The organism is Micromonospora fulviviridis, assembly GCF_014648395.1.
Classification (GTDB): Bacteria; Actinomycetota; Actinomycetes; order Mycobacteriales; family Micromonosporaceae; genus Micromonospora; species Micromonospora fulviviridis.
Genome location: NZ_BMRA01000009.1, coordinates 31682 through 48815, shown reverse-complemented (window position 1 = coordinate 48815; position 17134 = coordinate 31682). Strand labels below are relative to the sequence as shown.

Annotated in this window: 13 protein-coding genes; 7 read left to right on the top strand and 6 right to left on the bottom strand. The window is 76.2% G+C overall.

What is annotated here, in order from left to right; genetic code table 11:
* Positions 1 to 12 precede the first annotated feature (12 nt).
* Positions 13 to 5811: a WD40 domain-containing protein gene (locus IEY96_RS22910; RefSeq protein WP_189196871.1), complete on the bottom strand. Its 5799-nt coding sequence runs from the start codon at positions 5809 to 5811 to the stop codon at positions 13 to 15.
* Positions 5812 to 5919: 108 nt separating this feature from the next.
* On the opposite strand from IEY96_RS22910, the gene IEY96_RS22905 reads away from it, so the two are divergent.
* Positions 5920 to 7152 carry an ArsB/NhaD family transporter gene (locus IEY96_RS22905; RefSeq protein WP_189196870.1) on the top strand — a complete coding sequence of 411 codons (1233 nt, stop codon included), beginning with the start codon at positions 5920 to 5922 and terminating at the stop codon, positions 7150 to 7152.
* A gap of 86 nt (positions 7153 to 7238) precedes the next feature.
* Positions 7239 to 7562 carry a nuclear transport factor 2 family protein gene (locus IEY96_RS22900; RefSeq protein ID WP_229791811.1) on the top strand — a complete coding sequence of 108 codons (324 nt, stop codon included), beginning with the start codon at positions 7239 to 7241 and terminating at the stop codon, positions 7560 to 7562.
* A gap of 10 nt (positions 7563 to 7572) precedes the next feature.
* On the opposite strand, the gene IEY96_RS22895 is transcribed toward IEY96_RS22900, so the two are convergent.
* Complete coding sequence (locus IEY96_RS22895; RefSeq protein WP_189196869.1) at positions 7573 to 8022, bottom strand: hypothetical protein; 450 nt, start codon at positions 8020 to 8022, stop codon at positions 7573 to 7575.
* Positions 8015 to 9334, bottom strand: a complete 1320-nt coding sequence (locus IEY96_RS22890) for a molybdopterin-dependent oxidoreductase (RefSeq protein ID WP_189196868.1) — start codon at positions 9332 to 9334, stop codon at positions 8015 to 8017. Before IEY96_RS22890 ends, IEY96_RS22895 begins: the two co-directional genes overlap by 8 nt.
* A 195-nt stretch (positions 9335 to 9529) precedes the next feature.
* Here IEY96_RS22890 and IEY96_RS22885 point away from each other — a divergent pair, with 195 nt between their 5' ends.
* Positions 9530 to 10591, top strand: coding sequence for an NAD-dependent epimerase/dehydratase family protein (locus IEY96_RS22885; protein ID WP_189196867.1), 1062 nt, complete (start codon positions 9530 to 9532; stop codon positions 10589 to 10591).
* A 119-nt stretch (positions 10592 to 10710) separates the two neighbouring features.
* Here the strand turns inward: IEY96_RS22885 and IEY96_RS22880 are convergent, their stop codons facing one another.
* Positions 10711 to 12183 carry a hypothetical protein gene (locus IEY96_RS22880; protein ID WP_189196866.1) on the bottom strand — a complete coding sequence of 491 codons (1473 nt, stop codon included), beginning with the start codon at positions 12181 to 12183 and terminating at the stop codon, positions 10711 to 10713.
* A gap of 145 nt (positions 12184 to 12328) precedes the next feature.
* Here IEY96_RS22880 and IEY96_RS22875 point away from each other — a divergent pair, with 145 nt between their 5' ends.
* Genes IEY96_RS22875 through IEY96_RS22865 form a run of 3 tightly spaced genes read left to right on the top strand, consistent with a single transcriptional unit; the run spans position 12329 to position 14312 of the window.
* Positions 12329 to 13003 carry a glycosyltransferase family 2 protein gene (locus tag IEY96_RS22875; protein WP_189196865.1) on the top strand — a complete coding sequence of 225 codons (675 nt, stop codon included), beginning with the start codon at positions 12329 to 12331 and terminating at the stop codon, positions 13001 to 13003.
* On the top strand, positions 13000 to 13686 hold the full coding sequence (locus tag IEY96_RS22870; RefSeq protein ID WP_189196864.1) for a TIGR04282 family arsenosugar biosynthesis glycosyltransferase: 687 nt from the start codon (positions 13000 to 13002) through the stop codon (positions 13684 to 13686). The genes IEY96_RS22875 and IEY96_RS22870 overlap by 4 nt, the downstream gene beginning before the upstream one ends.
* Entirely contained in the window at positions 13683 to 14312 is a 630-nt protein-coding gene (locus IEY96_RS22865) for a methyltransferase domain-containing protein (RefSeq protein ID WP_189196863.1), read from the top strand. Before IEY96_RS22870 ends, IEY96_RS22865 begins: the two co-directional genes overlap by 4 nt.
* Positions 14313 to 14335: 23 nt before the next feature.
* Here IEY96_RS22865 and IEY96_RS33200 read toward each other — a convergent pair whose 3' ends face one another.
* Together IEY96_RS33200 and IEY96_RS22855 are read right to left on the bottom strand one after the other, a co-directional pair.
* Positions 14336 to 14938, bottom strand: coding sequence for a TetR/AcrR family transcriptional regulator (locus IEY96_RS33200; RefSeq protein ID WP_189196862.1), 603 nt, complete (start codon positions 14936 to 14938; stop codon positions 14336 to 14338).
* A 15-nt stretch (positions 14939 to 14953) separates the two neighbouring features.
* Positions 14954 to 16057, bottom strand: coding sequence for an aldo/keto reductase (locus IEY96_RS22855; protein ID WP_189196861.1), 1104 nt, complete (start codon positions 16055 to 16057; stop codon positions 14954 to 14956).
* A 158-nt stretch (positions 16058 to 16215) separates the two neighbouring features.
* Here IEY96_RS22855 and IEY96_RS22850 point away from each other — a divergent pair, with 158 nt between their 5' ends.
* Positions 16216 to 17115: a GNAT family N-acetyltransferase gene (locus tag IEY96_RS22850; protein ID WP_189196860.1), complete on the top strand. Its 900-nt coding sequence runs from the start codon at positions 16216 to 16218 to the stop codon at positions 17113 to 17115.
* Positions 17116 to 17134: the final 19 nt, after the last annotated feature.

Here is a 17134-nt window from a genome sequence, read left to right as displayed (position 1 = left end):
GGCTCGCCGGGATCAGAACGGGGCGTCCACGGCCAGCCGCCGCACCTGGGTCAGGTACGGGTCCAGCTCACCCACCTCGAACCGGCAGGTGCCGATGACGTGCCAGAACTGGCCGCCCGGGTCGCCGTCCAGCTTGTACCGGCCGTCCGGGCTCACCGCCGCCCACCCGTCGGGCAGGCCGATCAGGGTGGTCCGGAGCTGGGCGTGCTCCGGATCGGCGACGTCCCACAGCCGCACGGTGCCGTCGTCACCGGCGCTGGCCAGGAGGCTGCTGTCGGGGCTGAACGCCACCGACCAGACCCGCCGGGTGTGTGCCGCCAGGGTGCCGTGCAGCCGGCCGGTCCCCGGGTCCCAGAGCCGGATGACCAGGTCGTCGCCGGCCGTGGCGAGCAGGTTGCCGTTGGGGCTGAACGCGCACGACCAGAGCCGGCCGGTGTGCTCGGTGAGCACGGTGCGCCGCTCGCCGGTGAGCGCGTCCCAGACCACGGCCACGCCGTCGTTGCTGGCGCTGGCGAGCAGTGTCCCGTCGGTGTTGAACGACACCGCGTACACCCGGTCGGTGTGGTGTTCGAGGGTGAGCCGGCAGGTCGCGGTGGCCGCGTCCCAGAGCCGGACGAGCTGGTCGTCGCAGCCGGTGGCGATGGTCTCGCCGTCCGGGCTGAACGCCATGGCGCGCACCCGGCCCCGGTGCGGGGTGAGCGTGGCGAAGTGCCGGCCGGTACGCCGGTACCACAGCCGCACGGTGTCGTCGTCGTTCGCGGTGGCGAGGGCGTCGCCGTCGGGGCTGAACGCGGCCGCCCAGACGTGGTCGGTGTCCACGTTGAGCTCCCGCTCGTCGACGCCGGTGTCGGTGTTCCACAGGTGCACGCCACCGTCGCCGCTCGGCGCGGCGACCAGCGACTCACCCGGGCAGAAGACGGCCGAGAGCAGCCGGTCGGCCGGGCTGGCGAGCTGGCGGACCAGCCGGCCGGTGCGCGGTTCCCAGAGCCGCACCACGCCGTCGTTGCCGCAGGCCGCGAGGACCTCGCCGTCGTCCCGGAAGGACAGCGCGGTGACCCGCCGGCCGTGCCCGCGCAGGGTGTGCTGGAGCTGCCCGGTGCGCACGTCCCACAGCCGGGTGGTGCCGTCGTTGCTGCTGGTCGCCACCTGGGCCTGGTCGGGCCGCCAGACCACCGGCCAGACCGAGCCGCGGTGCCGGGTCAGCTCGTGCCGCAGCTGGCCGTCGGCGCTGTCCCAGAGCTGGATCGCGCCGTCGCTGGCGGCCGTGGCGAGCAGGCTGCCGTCGCCGTTGAACCGGACGCTGTAGATGGCGCCGCGCTGCCGGCCGAGCACCCGGACCGGGCGGCCGGTCTCCACGTCCCAGAGCCGCAGCGCGCCGTGGGTGTCGCCGGTCGCCATGAGCGTGCCGTCGGGGTGGATGTCGAGGGCGTACACGTCGGCCTCGTGGCCGCGCGGCTGGCGCAGCAGCTCGCCGTCGATGGCCCGGCGGATCCAGACCCGGCCGTGCTGGCCGACCGCGGCCAGCAGGCGGCCGTCCGGGCTGTGCACCACCCGGTAGACCACCTCCGGCTCGCGCACCTCGAAGGCGAGCCGGCCGGAGGGGATGTCCCAGCCCCGGACCACGCCGGCGCTGTCCACCACCACGACCCGCCGGCCGTCCGGGCTGAACGACGTGCCCCAGATGGGCGCGGCGTGGCCGGGCCACTCGTGGCGCAGCCGCGCGGTGCGGGTGTCGTAGAGCCGGACCACGCCGGCCGCGTCGCCCACCACGAGCCGGCCCCGCTCGCCGTCGGTGAGCAACGGCCACACCCAGCCGGCGAAGACGTCCTCGATGACGTGCCGCACGTCGCCGTGGTCGGCGTCCCACAGCCGTACGGTGAGGTCCGCCGCCCCGGTCACCAGCTGGTGCGAGGCGGCGTCGAACCGGACCGCGTAGACCCGGCCCCGGTGCCCCTGCAGGGTCCGCACCGGCAGCCCGGCCGCGGTGTCGCAGATGAGCACACCACCGTCGTCGCTGCCCACCGCGAGCACCGCCCCGTCCGGGCTGTACGCCACCGGCACCGGCAGCCGGCCCACCTCGAAGCCGTACGCCACGCCCACCGCGGGCGGGGCCAGGCCCGGCGCGACCGGACGGCCCGGGGCGACCACGGCGCCGCGCAGCTCCGGCGCGCGCAGCAGCGCCGCGTCGGCGCTCACGTCGATCAGCGCGGTCCGGTGCCACCGGCTGCCGGTGATCCGGGCGCCGCGCAGGTCGGCGCGGAACAACCGGGCGCCGGCCAGGTCCGCGTCACGCAGGTCCGCCCCGGCGAGGCGGGCCTGGTCCAGGCGGGCGCCGCGCAGCCGGGCGTGCTCCAGCCGCGCCTCGGTGAGGTTGGTGGCGACCAGGCGGGTGTCGGTCAGGTCGGCGGCGGTCAGGTCCGCCCCGGCCAGTTCCCGGTGCGACAGGTCCTCGCCGCGCAGCACCGCGCCGCGCAGGTCGGCCCGGTCGGGCAGCCGCAGCCGGGCGCTGAGCCGCAGCGCGTTGGCCCGGACCGTCTCCCCGGCCGCCTCGTCACCCAGCACCCGGGCGGTCCAGGCGGTGCACCGGGCCGGGTCGGCGAGGTCGCCGAGGAACTCCACGGTCAGCGCGGACAGCGGGCGCACCGCCAGCGCGGTCGGCTCCTCGCCCCGGTTGAGCTGCGCGGCGATCCCCTCGGCCACCAGCCACTCCATCACCGAGGTGTGGATGAACCCGAACAGCCCGTCGTCGGTGCGGACCAGCAGGCTGCCGGCGCCCACCGCGTGGATCGCCTGCTGCCCGGACAGCCGGGAGTCGGCCAGCCCGGCGAGCTGGCCGGCGGCCTCGGCCAGCTCGGCAAGTCGCAGGTAGGACTCGCCGCTCTCCCAGAGCTGGAAGGCCAGCCGGCTCACCGCGTGCCACAGCTCGGGCCGGCGCAGGCTCACGGGCGCGCCCGGGATCCCCTGGGTACGCCGCTCCTCGAAGTCCAGCCAGGACTCCAGGATCTCCCGATAGAGCGCCGCCGCGCTGAACGTGCCACCCGCCCCGGCCACCGCGGCCAGCCGTCCCTCGTCGAGGTTGGCGATGAAGCCGAGCATCCGCGGGTTGCGGGAGAGGCCGAGCAGGTCCTTCACCCCGGCCAGCAGGTCGAGCCGCTCGCGGGCGGCCCGCTCGTCGCCGCCGTAGCGGTTGCGCAGGAAGGTCTCGATCTGGCCGGGGGTGAAGTCCTCGATGGCCAGCACCCGGCGGTGCGGCAGCAGGCCCACCCGTTCGCCCAGGGCGGTGAGCACCTGCGAGTTGGTCTTGAAGTGCTGGGTGCGGCTGCTCACCACGATCTTCGCGTGGCCCTCGGCCGCTTGGAGCAGGGTCTCCAGGTGGTCGGCGGCCCGGTCGTAGGTCACCCGGGCGACCAGCTCGTCGAAGCCGTCGAAGAGCAGCACGATCCGCCCCTGGCGGAGCATGTAGCGGAACGCCTTGAGGTCGATCACCTGCTCGCCGTGGTTGGCCAGGTGCGCGGCGACGAGGCCGTCGACCGAGTGCGCCTTGTCCAGCGCGCGCAGCTCCACCAGGATCGGGATGAGGTCCGGGGCGGCGGTGGGCAGCCGGCGGGCCACCTCGCGCAGCGCGAAGGTCTTGCCCCGGCCGAAGTCGCCGAGCACCAGCGCGAACCGGCCGTCCGGCGCGGAGATCAGCTCCAGCAGCTCGTCCACCACGTCCTCGCGGACCCGCTGGTCGGCGCCGACCAGATGCCGGTAGCGCTGCGGCACGTACTGGCCGGGCGGGTAGAGCCGGTCGGCCTGCAGCCGGGCGGTCTGCGCGGCGACGTAGTCGCGCAGGTCGAGCAGGCCCTGGAACTCGGTCAGGTGCAGCAGCCGCACCCCGCGCCGCTGCGCCGCCTCGGCCAGCCCCCGCGGCACCCGGTCGCCGTCGTAGACCAGCTCGGAGGGGATGTCCGGGTCGGTGGCGTGCACCCGCCGGGCGAAGTGGTCGACGTCGTCCGGGGACGGGGTGCCCACGTACGCCCCGACCCGCTGCTGCCGGACCACCCCGTCCGCCCGGTAGGTGACGTAGAGGTGCGGCGGATCGGCCTCGACCCGGCGGAGCAGCACCCGGTCGTGGCGCGCCTCGCAGACCTCGGCGAGCCGGTCGAGCAGGCGCTCCAGCGGGGCGGGCGGGGCCACGGCCGGCGCGGTGGCCGGCGGGTCGGTGGCGGCGCCCTGGGTGGGCCCCTCGACCACGGCGGGCCGCCGGGGGTCGGGCACCTGGGCCGGGCCGGCCGCGCCGAACGTCGCCTCCGCGCGCGGCCAGCTCAGGCTGGTCGGCTCGCCCACCTCGTGCCGGTCGTCGCGGCCGAGCACCCACCGGGTCATCCCGTCGGCGTCGAGCCGGAGCACCTGGGCGCGGCCGTCGCGGGAGGCGGTGGCCAGCGGCACCACGGGGTCGACCCGGGCGCCCGGCGCGGCGTCGGCGAGCAGCAGGTTGAGCATCGGGCCGACCAGCCGGTTGAACGAGCCGCGGTCGCGCAGCGCCGCCCGGTCGGGCACGGCCACCTCGTCGGCGTACGGGGTGCGCGGGCCGGGGGCGTGTGCCATCGCGCCCAGCCGCAGCCAGCCGGACTGCTGGTAGTGGCGCAGCCGCTGGGCGAACCAGGTGGACTGCGCCTCGCCGAGGAAGCCGTACCGGTCCTCCTCGCGGTGGGTGATCGCGACGGTGGAGTTCAGCCCGGCCACCACCACCCGCAGGTCCGGCACCGGGAAGAGGGTCCACGGCTGCTCGCTGTCGAAGATCCGGTCCTCGAGACCCTGGTAGAGCTCGTCGAAGAGGCGCGCGTAGTGCCGCCACTTCGGCCAGTACGGCGGCTGCGGGTCGACGTCGTCGGCCTCGCAGGTGGCGAAGTAGGCCCGGCTCGCGGCCATGGTGACGTCGCGCGGGCCGGGGACCACGACCAGCCGGTGCGGCTCCAGGCCGAGCAGCACCCGCAGCCCGGTGAGGAAGCTCAGCGCGTCGGAGAACTCGCGGGGGCTGCCCGACTCGGTCAGGTTGCCCGCCACCACCAGCAGGTCGGGCCGGGGCACCCCGTCGTTCATGAGCAGGGTGAGGTCGCCCATGAGGTGTTCCTGGAGCTCGCCCGGGGTGACCGGGGCGCCCGGCTCGATCACCCCGCGGCCGAAGCGCGGCCCGGCCACCTGGAGCACGGTCAGCGCGCCGCGCGCCGTCGGCACGGCGGCGGCGCGCGGCGGGAACGGCGGCGGGTTGATGGGGGTACGCCGGGCGCGGCGCGGCGCGGGCGCACCGCCGGCGGGCGCGGCGAGCACCCCGGCCGGGTTGGCGGGGTGGTGCGGGAAGGCCGGCTGCCGCATCGGCTTGGCCCGGCCGTCGAGCGCCTCCCGGATCCGGTCCAGCACCCGGCCTCGCGCCTGCGCCGGGTCGTTCACGCCGACCAGGTCGACGTAGGTGATGGTGGCGAGCAGGCCGTCGATGGGGCAGTCCTCGACCCGCACGGTGACCAGCTTGTTGCCCGTGCCGTCCGGGTCGGCCCGCAGCGCGGCCTGCCATTCCAGCTTGCCGTAGGTGGAGTGCAGGTAGCGTTCGGACAACACCGCCACCACCACCTCGGCCTCGCGGACCCCGCGGTCCATGAAGTCGATGAAGTTGGTGCCGGCCACGAAGTCCCACGCCTGGAGCAGGGTGCGGTAGCCGGCTGCCTCGAACTCCCACGCCAGCCACGTCGCCCAGCGCTCGTCGGCCGGTGAGTAGCTGATGAAGAAGTCGATGGGGCGGTCGGACCGGGTCGGGTGCGCGCCTACAGCCACATGGTCATTATGGCCACCGACGGTCAATCCGTGGATACCCTCGGCAGCCGCTGCGCCGACCGCGTCGGGCCGGTCCGGCCGGGTCGGGGTGTGGGAGGATCATCCCTCGTGGAGACCGTGGGCGAGCCGCCGTCCGCCGCACCGGACCGGACCCGCTGGGGCCGACTGCACGTCCTGGACTGGATCGCGCTCGGGCTGGCCGCGGTGGGCGTCCTCTGCGTCCTCACCGGGCTCCTCCCCCGCGCCGACGCCGAGGCCACCGTACGCCGGATCGTGCCCATCCTGATCTTCCTGGGCACGGTGGTGGTGCTGGCCGAGCTGACCGCGGTGGCCGGGGTCTTCGACGCGTTCGCCGCCCGGGTGGCGATCACCGCCCGGGGCAGCTACCGGGCGCTGTTCTGGCTCTGCGTCGGGTTCGCCTCGGTGACCACCATCGCGCTCAACCTGGACACCACGGCCGTCCTGCTCACCCCCGTGATGATCGCTCTGGCCCGCAAGCTGGGCGTGCCGCCGACCCCGCTGGCCATGACCACGGTCTGGCTGGCCAACACGGCGAGCCTGCTGCTGCCGGTGTCCAACCTGACCAACATCCTGGCCAGCGACCGCATCGGCCTGGAGCCGGTGCCCTGGGCGGCCCGGATGTGGTGGCCGCAGCTCGTGGCCATCGTGATCACCATGGTGCTGCTCTGGTGGTGGTACTGGCGGCCGGCCCGGGCCGGCGCCGACCCGTTCGTCCCGCCACCGCCACACGTGCCGCCGGACCGGGTGCTCTACCGCACCGCGCTCGTCGCCTGCCTGCTCTTCGTCGCCGGGATCCTGGTCGGCGTCGAGATCGGCGTCGCCTCCGGGGTGGCCGCGGCGATCCTGGTCGCGGGCTTCGCGGTGCGCGCCCGCGTCAGCCTGCGGCTCGCCCTGGTCCCGTGGCGGCTGCTGGTCTTCGTGACCGGGCTGTTCCTGGTGGTGCAGACCGTCGGCCGGCACGGTCTGGACACCGTGATGGGCACGCTGATCGGCGACGACCCGGGCGCGGCGGGCGCGCTGCGGGCCGGCGGCGTCGGCGCGCTCTTCGCCAACGTGGTCAACAACCTGCCCGCGTACGTGGCCGGCGAGGCGGTCATCGCCGCCGGGAACCACACCCAGTTGCTGGCACTGCTCGTCGGCACCAACGTCGGCCCGCTGGCCACCCCGTGGGCATCGCTGGCGACCCTGATCTGGTACGAGCGCTGCCGGGCCGCCGGGGTGGCCGTGCCGCTGGGCCGGTTCGTGGCCACCAGCGCCGCGCTCGCCGTCCTGGCCACCACGGCCACGGTGGCCGCCCTGCTGGTCGGCCCGGGCTCCTGACCCCGGAACCCGCGAACCGGGGGTGTTCGTCGTACCCGCCGGGCAGGATCAGGACGACCCGCCACGACCGGCAAGGAGGCCGCACCGTGAACACCGTGCCCGACATGATCCGCCGCTACTTCGCACTCGCCGGCCAGCCGGACAGGGAGGCCTACTTCGCCCTCTTCGCCGACGACGCCGTGGTCGAGGACGAGGGGCGGTCCCACCGGGGCATCCGGGAGATCCGCGAGTGGCGCCGCGACACCCCGCTGGTCTCGTACGAGATCACCGACGTCCAGCACAGCCCGGCGGGCACGGTGGTGACCGCCACCATCAGCGGCGACTTCCCGGGCAGCCCGTTCGCGGGGCTGCGGTTCCGGTTCGAGGACTACGACGACGCCCAGATCCGCAAGCTGCGCATCGCCCCCTGACCGCCGCCCGTCAGCGGGCCCGGCGGGCCAGCAGGCGGGCGGCGTAGAGCAGCGCGCTCGCGGCGAGGAGCGCCCCGCTGACCGCCAGCCACCGGCCGAGCAGCGCCCGGGGCGCCAGGCCGGTCGCCGCCAGGTAGGTGCCGTCCCCGAGCCCGAGGATCCCGGGCAGGTAGACCAGGAACAGCAGGCCGGCGCCGAGCGCCGGGACCCGGACGTGGTTCAGCGGCGACGGGGCGCCGGCCCGCCCCAGGGCGCGGCGCAGCGCCCGGTCGAGCGACGCGTACACGGGGAAGAGCACCAGGTCGTGCGCGATCACCGCGCCGAGGAACCACAGCAGCATCCGCAGGGCCGACGCCTCGCCGGCCAGCCGCAGCGCGATCCAGCCGGTGACCGCGAAACAGCCCGCCAGCAGCAGCAGGTGCCAGGGCGCGGCGCCGTAGGCCCGCCGGAACTCAGCCATCGAACACGATCTCCGCCACCCACTTCGTGCAGTGCACCCCGGGCAGCGCCGGCACGATGATCCGCGCCGGGTAGCCGTGGTCGGGGCTCAGGTCGACGCCGTTGACCCGCAGGGCGAGCAGCGCGTCCGGGTCGGTCACCTGGCCGCCGTGCAGGACGGCCTCGCGGAACAGGCCGGCGCGCTCCAGCGACCGCACCCGCGCGGTGGCCGGACCGGCCGCCCCGACCAGGGCCGCGAGGTCGCGCAGCCGGACCCCGGTCCAGGTCTGGGAGGTGGACCAGCCCTCCACGCAGGCGATCGGCAGGACGGCCGTGTGCTGCGCCAGGCCGAGCAGCCGGGCCCGGTCCAGGGTCACCGTACGGTTCCCGGCGCGCAGGGTCAGCCGCCAGCCGGGCCCGGTCTGCTCCGGGGTCACGCCGGCCGCGGCGACGCTGCGGTTGACCGGGAAGCCGGTCGGCCCGTCGTCGATCCGCCGGCCGCGCGGCAGCAGCAGCGCGGTGCGGCGCAGCCCGTCGACGCTCTGCCCGACGGTCAGCGCGGCCAGCAGCAGCGCCCCGCCGCCGACCAGGGCCAGCACCCCGCGCCGGCTCATCGTCGCCGGCCCGGGCCGCCGGGCCACGAGGCCGTCCGGATCCGCCGGCTCCGGCCGGGTCCGCTCCACCGGGGTACGCACGAAGCCCGGCCCGCGCAGCGCGGTGACCAGCCGGGGCAGCTTGACGGCCACGTGGGTGACCAACGCGGCCGTGAAGATCCAGGCGCCGTACCAGTGCGCGGTGTAGAAGTCGAAGCCGAACAGGTACGCGTACTGAATGTTCAGCAGCCCGGTGGCGGTCTGGAAGAGGATGCCACCGACCAGCAGCAGCAGCGACAGCCGCTCCAGCAGTTGAGCGGCCGAGCGGGCCGGCGGCCAGTCGAAGAGCTTGGGCACCACCGACCAGAGCTTGCCCAGCACGACCGGCACCAGCACGATCCCGAGGGTCACGTGCAGCCCCTGGGTGACGCGGAACAGCCAGGCGGGCCGGGTCGGCCAGTCGAACACGGGCGGGTGCAGCCAGCCCACGTCCCGGGGGAACGCCTGGTCGAGGCGGGGCCCGTACGCGATCCAGTCGAGCAGCCCCGTGACGATCACCAGGGGCAGGGTGGCCAGCAGCACGGCGCCGAGCACCGAGGTCAGCCACGGTCCGCGGACCGGGCTGCGCCAGGCCCGGTCGGCGGCGTCGACCCCGGGCGGGCGGTGCCGGGCCAGCCCGCGCCACAGCGCCGCCGGGGCGGCCGACGGTGCGTCGTCCGGTGGGGGCGGGCTGGCGGGCACGTCTCCTCCTCCTGGTCCGCGCGGTCCGGCCGACCCGGCCGCCGGTGGTCCCTTCAGCAGGACGCTAGACGCCGCGACCGGACGCCGGTCCGGTTTGCCGCATTACCGAACCCTTACCGCCACCGTCTCTTACGGACCGCTGACGTCCACCGCGAACCGCCCGAACCGGAGCACGGGGTGCCCTAGCCTGGCCGCATGCGGGTACTGGTCACCGGCGCGGCCGGTTTCATCGGATCGCAGATCGCCGACCTGCTGGCCGCCGAGGGCCACGAGCCGGTCTGCCTGGACGCGCTGCTGCCCCAGGCGCACGACGGCGCGCTGCCGGAGTGGTCCCGGCCGCACGATCCGGTGATCGGCGACGTCCGCGACGCCGCGCTGCTGGACCGGCTGCTGTCCGGGGTGGACGCGGTCTGCCACCAGGCGGCCATGGTGGGGCACGGGCTGGATCCGTCCGACGCCCCCGACTACGCCGGCCACAACGACCACGGCACGGCTGTGCTGCTCGCGGCCATGCACCGGGCCGGGGTGTCCCGGCTCGTGCTGGCCAGCTCGATGGTGGTCTACGGCGAGGGGCGCTACACCTGCGCCCGGCACGGCGTGGTCCGACCCGCCCCGCGCCGGCCCGCCGACCTCGCCGCCGGCCGGTACGACCCGACCTGTCCGGCCTGCGCCGGCACCCTCGACCCGGCCCTGGTCCCCGAGGACGCCCCGCTGGAGCCGCGCAGCACCTACGCGGCCAGCAAGCTCGCCCAGGAGCACTACGCCGCGGCCTGGGCCCGGCAGACCGGGGGCGGGGTGTGGGCGCTGCGCTACCACAACGTCTACGGTCCCCGGATGCCCCGCGACACCCCGTACGCCGGGGTCGCCTCGCTGTTCCGCTCGGCGCTCGCCGACGGCCGGCCGCCCCGGGTGTACGAGGACGGCCAGCAGCGCCGGGACTTCGTGCACGTCACCGACGTGGCCCGGGCCAACCTGCTGGCGCTCACCGCGCCCACCCCGGACGGGCTGGTCCCGGTGAACATCTGTTCCGGCGAGCCGCACACCGTCGGCGACCTGGCGGCCGCCCTGGCCCGGGCGATGGGCGGCCCCGATCCGGAGGTGGTCGGCGGGGCGCGGGCGGCCGACGTCCGTCACGTGGTGGCCGACCCGACCCGGGCCCGCGACCTGCTCACCTACACCGCGAGGGTCACCTTCACCGATGGCGTGACCACCTTCGCCACCGACCCGCTACGCGACCCCGCCGCCCTGCCCGCCTGAACCCCGCCGGCCACTCCTCCGCGTTGACCATGAGGTTGGCGGCGCCATCTGCCTGGCTTGTTGCCGCCAACTTCATGATCGCCGGGAGGTGGGACGTCGCCGAGATCCGGCCGGGGCGGTCAGGAGACCGTGAACAGCAGGTGGTTGACGGCGAGTGCGGTGAGCGCCTGGGCGGCGAGCCACCAGCGGCGGGCCGGTGGCGGCAGGTGGGCCACGGCGACCAGGAGCCAGACCGCGAACGGCAGCCAGATCCGCTCCACCTCGGCCTTGCTCATCCCGGACAGGTCGGCGGCGGCCACCGCCAGCGCCGCGGCGGCGGGCAGCAGCACGGTGGGCCCGAGCGCTCTCACCCACCCGCGACCGCCGCCGCTCCCGAACTCCCCCGCGACCGGCCCCTGGTCGCTCCACTGCCCGGCCGCACGACGGGCCGGCCGGGCGGCGAGCGCGGCATGCCGCAGCGCCGGGCCGAGCACCGGCCGGGCGGCGAGCGCGGCGCGGCGCAGCGCCGGCCCGAGCACCGGCCCGGCGGAGAGCAGCAGCGCCGCCAGGTTCGCCCAGACCCAGTACGCGTACGGCCGCTCGGCCGCCCAGCCCTGGTAGTAGCGCTCGACGACCCGGTCGTACCCCTCCCACCAGCGGAAACCGGCCAGCACGAAGAGCACCGTGACGGCGGCGACACCGGCCGTCGCGGCGAGCAGCGCGGCCCGGCGGCGGCCCCGGCGCAGCGCCAGCACGGCCAGCGCGAGCACGCCGACCAGCACGAACCCGTACGACAGGTGCAGCGCGAAGCCGAGCAGCAGCCCGCCGGCCAGCGCGGCGACCGGCCCGCGTACCGCCAGCAGGGCCAGCCCGGCGGCGACCACGCCGGTGAAGACGGCGTCGCCGGAGGCGCCCAGCCAGACCGCGCCGGGCAGCAGCACCAGGAACGGCAGCACCGCGCGGGCCGCCTCGGGGGCGCCCAACGCCCGCAGGGTGACCGGCACCGAGACCGCGGCGGTCGCGCCGACCAGCACGCAGCAGAGCGCCGCGGCGGTGCCGCCGCCCAGGCCGACCCGGTCCAGCCAGACGAAGACCAGCAGCGCGCCGGGCGGGTGCCCGGCCGTGTGGGTGGACCAGGAGTCGGGCTGGAAGTCGAGGATCCGGTCGGTGAAGCCGGCCAGCATCCGGGGGATGTCGACGACGCCGGGCACCTCGTGCAGGTACTCCGCCTGCGGGGTGAGCCGCCGGGTCAGCCCGGCCGACCAGCCGTCCACCAGGGCCAGCGACAGCGTCCAGGCCACCGCGGCCAGCCAGCCGGCGGCCAGCAGCGCGCCCCAGCGGGCGGTCCGCGCCCAGCGCAGGCCAGGCCCGAGCACGACCACGGCGACCAGCACGGCGAGCGGGGTGCCCCAGCCGACGTGCGGCCGCCAGGTGGCGTAGAGCGGCGCGGCGTCGGCGTGCAGCCCCGCGCCGCGCCGGTTGAGCACCAGCCCGACGGCGACCGCGGCGACGAGCAGCGCCGCCTCGACGGCCAGCGCGACCAGGTCGCCCCGGTGCCCGGGGGCGGTCCGCCGCGGGCCGGGGACGCGGGGCAGGGTGGCTGCGGGTCTCATGACGACCGGACGGTACGGCCCGCCGGGGCACCGGACGGGCCGAACCGCGCTCACGTCACCGGATGGTAAGAAATGCCTGCTCGGTAAGGGTTCCGTAAGCACGATCGGGGCTTGGCCGGGCACGGACCGGCCTAGCGTCGGCGGCATGCCGACACAGATCGACGTGGTGCTGCCGTGCCTGGACGAGGCCGCCGCCCTGCCCGGCGTGCTGACCGCGCTGCCGCCCGGCTACCGGGCGATCGTGGTGGACAACGGCTCCCGGGACGGCTCGCCGGAGGTGGCCGCCCGGCACGGCGCGCGGGTGGTGCGGGAGCTCCGCCGCGGCTACGGGGCCGCCGTGCACACCGGCCTCGAACACGCCGAGACCGAGCTGGTCTGCGTGCTCGACGCCGACGGCTCCTTCGACCCGGGCGAGCTGCCCGCCCTGGTCGCCCCGGTGGCGTCCGGCGCCGCCGACCTGGCGGTGGGCAGGCGCCGGCCGGTATCCGCCGGGGTCTGGCCGTGGCACGCCCGGGCCGGAACGGCGCTGGTCGCCGCGTTGCTGCGGCAGCGGGGGGTGCCGCTGCGGGACCTCAGCCCGATCCGGGTGGCCCGGCGGGACGCCCTGCTCGCCCTCGGGGTCACCGACCGGGCCTTCGGCTACCCCCTCGAACTGATGATCCGGGCCGCGGCGGCCGGCTGGCGGATCCACGAGCACGACGTCCGTTACGCGCCCCGCGCCGCCGGGACCCGGTCCAAGGTCTCCGGCTCGGTCCGCGGCACGGTCCGCGCCACCCGGGACTTCCTGGCGGTGCTGCGCAGCGTGGAGGGCCCGCGGTGACCGTCCTGCTGGTGGTGGCCAAGGCGCCGGTGGCCGGGGCGGTCAAGACCCGGCTCTGCCCACCCGCCGAGCCCGCACAGGCGGCCCGGATCGCCGCCGCCGCGCTGCGCGACACCCTCGACGCCGTCGCCGCCACCCCGGGCGTCGTCCCGGTGCTGGCGCTGGCGGGACGGTTCGCCGACGCCGAGGACGGGCCGGACCTCGCCGCCGCGGTCGCCGGCTGGCCGGTGCTGGCGCAGCGCGGCGACGATCTCGCCGACCGGCTCGCGCACGCGCACGCCGACGTGGCCGCCGCGTACCCGGGACGGCCGGTGCTCCAGATCGGCATGGACACCCCGCAGCTCACCGCGGCGCGGCTGGCCGCCGCCGTACGCCGGCTCGGCGCGCCGGCGACCGACGCGGTGCTCGGCCCGGCCGCGGACGGCGGCTGGTGGGCGCTGGGCCTGCGCGACCCCCGGCAGGCGGCGGCGCTGCGCGGGGTGCCGATGTCCACCCCCGACACCGGGCGGCGCACCCGGGCCGCGCTGGCCGGTCGCGGCCTGCGGGTCGGGACGCTGCCGGTGCTGCGCGACGTGGACGACTGGGCCGACGCGCTCGCGGTGACCGACCTGGCCCCCACCGGCCGGTTCGCCCGGGAGGTCGCCGCCCTGCGGCCGGGCCGGCCGGTCGGGGGCCGGCGGTGACGGCCGACGGCTTCGGCACCGCGCTGCGCCACCGGGACGCCGACGCGCACTGGCTGGTGCAGGCCGACGGGACCCGCCGCCGGCTGCCCGTGGAGCGGTGGCACGGGCCGGCCGAGCCGGCGACCGCCGCCGTGGTGTCCCGCTGCGCCGGCCCGACGCTGGACCTGGGTTGCGGGCCGGGCCGGCTCACCGTGGCGCTGACCCGGGCCGGGCTGACCGCCGTGGGAGTCGACGTCTCGGCCCGGGCGGTGGCGCTGACCCGGGCGCGGGGCGCCGCCGCGGTCCAGGCCGACCTCTTCGACCCGCTGCCCGCCGAGGGCCGGTGGCGGCACGTGGTGCTGCTGGACGGCAACATCGGCATCGGCGGCGACCCGGGGCGGCTGCTGCGCCGGTGCCGCGAGCTGCTCCGGCCGGACGGCACGGTCCTGGTCGAGCTGGACCCGCCCGGCAGCGGCACCTGGCAGGGTCGGGCGCGCGTGGTGTCCGGGCGGCGCCAGGGGCCGAGTTTCGGCTGGGCCCGGCTGGACACCCGGGCGGTGCACGAGCCGGCCGCGGCGGCCGGCCTGGCGGTCCGCGAGCTCCACCCGGCCGGCCGGCGCTGGTTCGCCGAGCTGGCCGCCGGCTGACGCGGCGGCCGGGAGACGCCCGGTCAGGGGCGCGCCCCACCGCGCAGGGCGTCGAGGGCGAGGTCGAGCGCGGCTGCCAGGTGGTCCGTCCGCCCGGTGTGCAGCAGCAACAGCACCCCGCCCTGGATGCCCGCCAGGATGGCCGCGGCCGCGCGGCCCGCGTCCACCTCGGGCGCGATGTCGCCGGTCGACTGCATATGTCGGACGCCGTCGGCGATCGCGTTCTCCCAGCGCCCCAGCAGCCCGGTCACCACGGACCGCGCCGCCGGGGTGCGGCGGCCCGTCGGACCGAGCAGGGCACCGAGCGGGCAGTGCTGGCCCTGCTCCCGGTAACGCGCGATCAGCCGGTCCCGCCATGCCTGCCAGGCGGGCCAGGACGTCAGCTCCCCGAGCAGTGGCTGCTGGTCGACGAGCACCTGGTCCGCCTCGTGCTGCGCCACCGCGAGCAGCAACTCCTCCTTGCCACCCGGGAAGTAGTGGAAGAGCTGGCCCTTGCTGGTGCCGGTGCGGGCCATCACGTCCTCGAGGCGGACCTCGTCGACGCCGCGTTCGCGCAGCTCAGCGGCGGCGCCGGCGACGATCCGGCTCCGGGTGGCCGTGCCCTTCGGGGTGAGCGCCTGTGCCATGGTTCCTCCGCTGGGTCAGCCGACCGGCTGCGCGGCGCCGTTGAAGACCGGCGGCGCGTACCCGGCGGGCTTGTCGCCGATGCCCAGGCCCGGGCTGACCACCCAGGACTGGTACTCCGCAGTGAACATCGAGTACGGCGTGGCCGCGGGCACGGCGCTGGCGCGGTCGAGCCGGTCCCGCAGCTCCGGCGGGATCTCGAAGTCCAGCGCGGCGAGGTTGCCGTCGACCTGCTCCGGGCTGCTCGCCCCAATGATCACCGAGCCGACGCCGGGCTGGGTGGCCACCCAGTTGATCGCCACCTGAGCCATGCTACGACCCAGTTCGCCGGCCACCCCCTCCAGCGCCTCGATCACCCGCCACTCCCGGTCGCCGACCGGCCGGCCGTTCCCGCCCACGCCGCCGAGCCGTCCCGCACCGGTGAGGCCGTCCCCGGCGCGCCGGTACTTGCCGCTGAGCAGGCCACCGCCGATCGGGCTCCACGCGGTCAGCCCCATGCCCAGGGACTGCGCCATCGGCACGTACTCCGGCTCGATGCCTCGGGCGAGCAGCGAGTACGGCAGCTGCAGGTTGATCATCGGGGTCGACAGGTGTGCCTCGGCGACGCTCTGCGCCCGGGCCGCGTACCAGGCCGGTACGTCCGACAGGCCGGCGTACCGGATCTTGCCGGCCCGGACCAGGTCGTCGAAGGCGCGGACCACCTCCTCCACCGGGGTGATCCGGTCCCAGGTGTGCAGCAGGTACAGGTCCAGGTAGTCGGTGCCGAGCCGGCGGAGCGACGCCTCCACCGCGCGGATCATGTGCTTGCGCCCGTTTCCGCTGGCGTTCGGGTCGCTCGGGTCGACGCTGTTGGTGAACTTGCTGGTCAGCACGAGGCGGTCCCGCACGCCCGCGGCGGCGATCAGCCGGCCGAGGATCCGCTCGCTTTCCCCGGCGGTGTAGAAGTCCGCGGTGTCGATGAAGTTGCCGCCGGCCTCCAGGTAGCGCCGGACGATCGGCTCGGCCTCCGCCTCGGTCTTGCCGTACGCGGCGTGGAAGCCGGCCGTGCCGATGTTCATCGTGCCCAGCGCCAGGCGGCTCACCCGGAGCCCGGACCGGCCGAGCAGGTAGTAGTCATGCATCGCGTGGATCTCCAGATCTTTCGTGGGCAACTCCGCGACCGGCCCGGGCCCGACCGCCTGACGTCACTGTGGCTCGCCAAAAATGGACCGGCAAGTCCAGAAAATGCCCGCCGGAAATCCGGTACGGCCGCACCAGGGCGGCGGGCTACCGTCCGCGCATGAGCGACGAACCCACCCTGCACTTCTGCGCCGATCCGGGCGAGTTCCTCGCCGCGGCCGGCGACCACCTGGCGGCGAACCCGGTGGTCGGCACGGTCGTGGCCACCGTCGCGCACCGGACGCTGGACCGGCGCGCCGACGGGGTCCCGCCGCCGGAGGACGACTGGTGGCTGGTGGTCCGGGACGCGTCCGGCGCGGTGGTGGGCGCCGGCATGCGGACGGCGCCCTTCGCGCCGCGCCCGCCGTTCCTGCTGCCGATGCCCGACGAGGCGGCCGTGGAGCTGGCCCGGGTATGGCACGAGCGCGGGGAGGAGGTACGCGCCGTCAACGGCGCGCTGCCCGCGGTCCGGCGGTGCGCCGCCGAGGTGACCCGGCTCGGCGGTGGCCGGGTGGAGGTCGCCCAGCACACCCGGCTGCACGAGCTCGGCGAGCTGGTGGAGCCGGCGCGGGTGCCCGGCGCGTTGAGGGTCGCCACCGAGGACGACGTCGACCTGGCCGCCGAGTGGTTCGACGCGTTCATGGCCGACGCCGACGAGCAGGCGGGCCGCCCGCGCGGGGTCAGCGCACACGAGACCCCCGACCGGGCCGAGCTGCTGCGCCGGATCCGGGGCGGACGGCTGTGGTTCTGGACCGACGAGGCGGGCCGGCCGGTGCACCTCACCGCCGCGAACCCGCCGTCGTTCGGCGTCGCCCGGATCGGCCCCGTCTACACCCCGCCGGAGCAGCGCGGGCGGGGCTGGGCCAGCAACGCGGTCGCGGAGGTCTCCCGGCTGCTGCGGGCCGAGAGCGCCCGGGTGTGCCTCTTCACCGACCAGGCCAACCCGACCTCGAACCGGATCTACGCCAACCTCGGCTACCGACCGGTGGTCGACATGGCCAACCTGGTCATCGTCCCCTGACACCGACCCGACGGCCGGC